This is a genomic window from Chamaesiphon sp. VAR_69_metabat_338 (assembly GCF_031423935.1).
Lineage (GTDB): Bacteria > Cyanobacteriota > Cyanobacteriia > Cyanobacteriales > Chamaesiphonaceae > Chamaesiphon.
The window spans coordinates 1-2,900 of sequence record NZ_JANPGM010000111.1; the positions used below are offsets into that span (position 1 = coordinate 1).

At 43.6% G+C, this 2,900-nt stretch carries 6 protein-coding genes; 2 read left to right on the forward strand and 4 right to left on the reverse strand.

Going from position 1 to position 2,900, the window contains the following annotated elements; all coding sequences use genetic code 11:
• The 4 genes from RMO84_RS03275 to RMO84_RS21275 form a co-directional block, all read right to left on the reverse strand.
• A partial coding sequence (locus RMO84_RS03275; protein ID WP_310487017.1) for a hypothetical protein occupies positions 1–249 on the reverse strand: 249 nt, incomplete at its 3' end.
• Positions 212–571: a DUF6972 family protein gene (locus RMO84_RS03280; RefSeq protein ID WP_310487018.1), complete on the reverse strand. Its 360-nt coding sequence runs from the start codon at positions 569–571 to the stop codon at positions 212–214. The genes RMO84_RS03275 and RMO84_RS03280, both read right to left, overlap by 38 nt.
• An 18-nt stretch (positions 572–589) precedes the next feature.
• On the reverse strand, positions 590–874 hold the full coding sequence (locus tag RMO84_RS03285) for a hypothetical protein (RefSeq protein ID WP_310487019.1): 285 nt from the start codon (positions 872–874) through the stop codon (positions 590–592).
• Complete coding sequence (locus RMO84_RS21275) at positions 874–1,176, reverse strand: hypothetical protein (protein WP_396135758.1); 303 nt, start codon at positions 1,174–1,176, stop codon at positions 874–876. Before RMO84_RS21275 ends, RMO84_RS03285 begins: the two co-directional genes overlap by 1 nt.
• A gap of 145 nt (positions 1,177–1,321) precedes the next feature.
• Here RMO84_RS21275 and RMO84_RS03290 point away from each other — a divergent pair, with 145 nt between their 5' ends.
• Entirely contained in the window at positions 1,322–2,179 is an 858-nt protein-coding gene (locus RMO84_RS03290) for a metallophosphoesterase (RefSeq protein ID WP_310487020.1), read from the forward strand.
• Positions 2,180–2,453: 274 nt separating this feature from the next.
• The coding region (locus RMO84_RS03295) for a Mur ligase family protein (protein WP_310487021.1) at positions 2,454–2,900 on the forward strand (447 nt) is incomplete at its 3' end.

The following is a 2,900-nucleotide window of genomic DNA, read 5'->3' on the forward strand; positions in this document are numbered from 1 at the left end:
TTCTTCTGCCAAAAGTTGACCATTTACCCGTTCATATTCATCCTCACATAGCCATTCCTGAGCTGCTTGATAATTGGAGTGAGTAACTACAAGTTTATAGTCAAAAGCAGGATTGAAAATACGACAAGTACCATCTCGATCGCCAACTAGCATCAAAATCTTAGGTGGAAAAATAATTGGATCGACCCAGAGTTCTAGAAACGTCCAAGTTTTAGCTTGTTCTGCGAGGGCTGGTACGTGGGATAGCATGATAATCACCTGTTGTTTTCACAATTTTGATTTCACCGTAGTAAAGCGGTGTTTGGCTGCCGTCTACTCTAATTATGTATCCGATTGTTTCTGGAAAGTATAACCCATAGCGTTCGTAAGCATCTTCCTCATCATCTACTCCAGTTTGTTCTCCACCTATGATGATAGCTTGCGTGACTCGCTCCAGAGTTTCTCTATCATTAAACACGTGTGCTCTACCTTCTCTTCGCAGCAACCGCTGGACTTGAGCAGTATTTGGTAAATGTCTATCTATTAGGCTCTGTCGAGGATCTGGGGTAATTTTTCGGTCAATTCCGCTCATTAATTGATTTTACTACCATTAATACTTAGATTTCAGTTCGAGTGCCGCACAAAAGCTATTGAGACTATTTAACAAAGCATTGTAATAAGCATAAGCATCATCTCGATCGATCTGAAGATATTCATATAAAGCTAGTTCCGGCTCTGATACCAGAGACACTTGCGGGATATCCAAACCTGCTGCTGTCAAGCGTATAGATGCGATCGAAATTAATAACGACCCGATCGTATTGTTTCTTCCATGCTGAAGATCTTCCAATCCAGGTAAGATCGACTCCGATCCTGGCAATTCATCTAACTCCATTATTGCTCCCTCTCTGATGTATTTTCACAACAATCGATAAATTCCTCAACCCTATTTTTTAGGAGATCTGGATCGAGAGCAGGGAATCGAATTAGTTCAGGCTCGATCGCACTAAAACAATCACGCAGCTTTTCTAAAGTAAATAATTTCTGCTTATACATGGCTCGAACATCGTCAATGTCGCACCCAATCAGTAGCGCACTAGCACCACCCGTAAAGTAGATACAGCCTGAACCACGGGCTTCTCTACCCAAAGCTTTCATGAGTTGTTCAATCTTCTGTAGATCGACCTTTGAGCGCATGATTTTTTCACATCATTTAAGCAGAAGAATATCGACAACTGAGATTGAATATCTTTATTTTAATCTAAATTAACGCGATCGATTGAGAAAATGCTAATTCACGTTAAGTCGCTGGGCATACTAGAAGACATTAACGCGATCGAGGATGATGATGAAGCACTGGCAAAGAATACTGCACAAATCCCATCGATTCTTGCTAGTCGCGATCGCAATTTTATTTGCTACTAGTGTTTATGCTCGTGGTGTGGAACCGCGCTGGTTCGACGTTAAAACGATCGATGTCAAAATTGTAGGCTTGAATCCAATTTTTGCAGGATATAAAATCGTCCAATTATCCGACATTCACGCTCGATCGGGTATCATGGATAGTCAACAATTAGAGAAAGTAGCCAACCTTGCCAATCGACAACAACCAGATCTGATTGCGCTCACTGGTGACTATATCACCGATCGCCCCGAGCAGGCTGAGTCAATGCTAGCCAATGCTTTTGGCCACCTCAAAGCCACTGATGGCGTCGTGGCAATTATGGGCAATCACGATCGCGAAGAAGATAATAATATCCCCATCGAACGTGCTTTCTCGAAGGGTAAAGTTAATTTCTTAAATAATGCAGTCTATTCGATCGATCGACATGGTAAAAAGTTAAATATTGCCGGAGTCGATGATGTCTATTTTCAGCGCGCGAATCTCCCCCTGACAGTTGCCCAATTACCGCAGACTGGGACTAATATTTTGCTGGCTCACGAACCAGATTTTGCTGATATTGCTACCGCTACCAATCGCTTTGGCTTGCAACTTTCCGGGCATTCGCACGGCGGACAAATCGTAATACCTTTTCTACCGAGAGTAAAAGCGGAACTGGCAAAAAAATACACTCATGGACTGTATCGAGTCGCTGGGATGCAACTGTATGTTAGCTCTGGTGTAGGCACGACTGGCTTACCTCAAGCCAGACTGAATTGTCGCCCAGAAATATCTGTAATTGTGCTGCATCCGGCTTAAGCCATCGCAAAGCTGCGGATTCTGACTCGATCTAATCTGGTTGCTTGTCGAAGCAGCCATTTTTTTCGATCTTCAGCTCTTGGATCGGTGCAGATGCATTAATAGTGGTGAAGATGCTCGATCGACTAATGCCATTGAGACGAATTTAGCGACTGCTATTGCCACCGCGCTAGCGCGATCGAGTAAAATACGGTGGAGTAATTTGCTTAAGATCGAACCTCTGCGTCCTTTGCGGTTATACAAACACCATCCTCGCAGCAATTAAAAATTAGATATGAAGAAAGCTACTGTAATTGGGCTAGGTCGATCGGGTATCGCCGCTGCTAAATTATTAACTAAGCATGGTTATGCAGTCATCCTCAGCGACAGCAATCATAACCCCAGTCTGGAAACTCAAAAACAACAACTAGAAACCACCGGCATTAGCGTCAAACTCGGAGATCGATTCAGCCCGACTAATGAAGATATCCTCGTCGTCAGTCCTGGCGTACCTTGGGATATTGCACCGCTAGTTCGAGCCAGAGAAATGGGTATCGATACGATCGGCGAAATGGAATTGGCATGGCGATATCTCCAAGATATTCCGTGGGTAGCAATTACCGGCACTAATGGTAAAACCACGACTACAGCTCTAGTTGATGCGATCTTTCAAGCAGCAGGATTAGAGACGATCGGCTGTGGCAATATTGGATTTGCAGCATGCGAATTAGCATTACTAGAA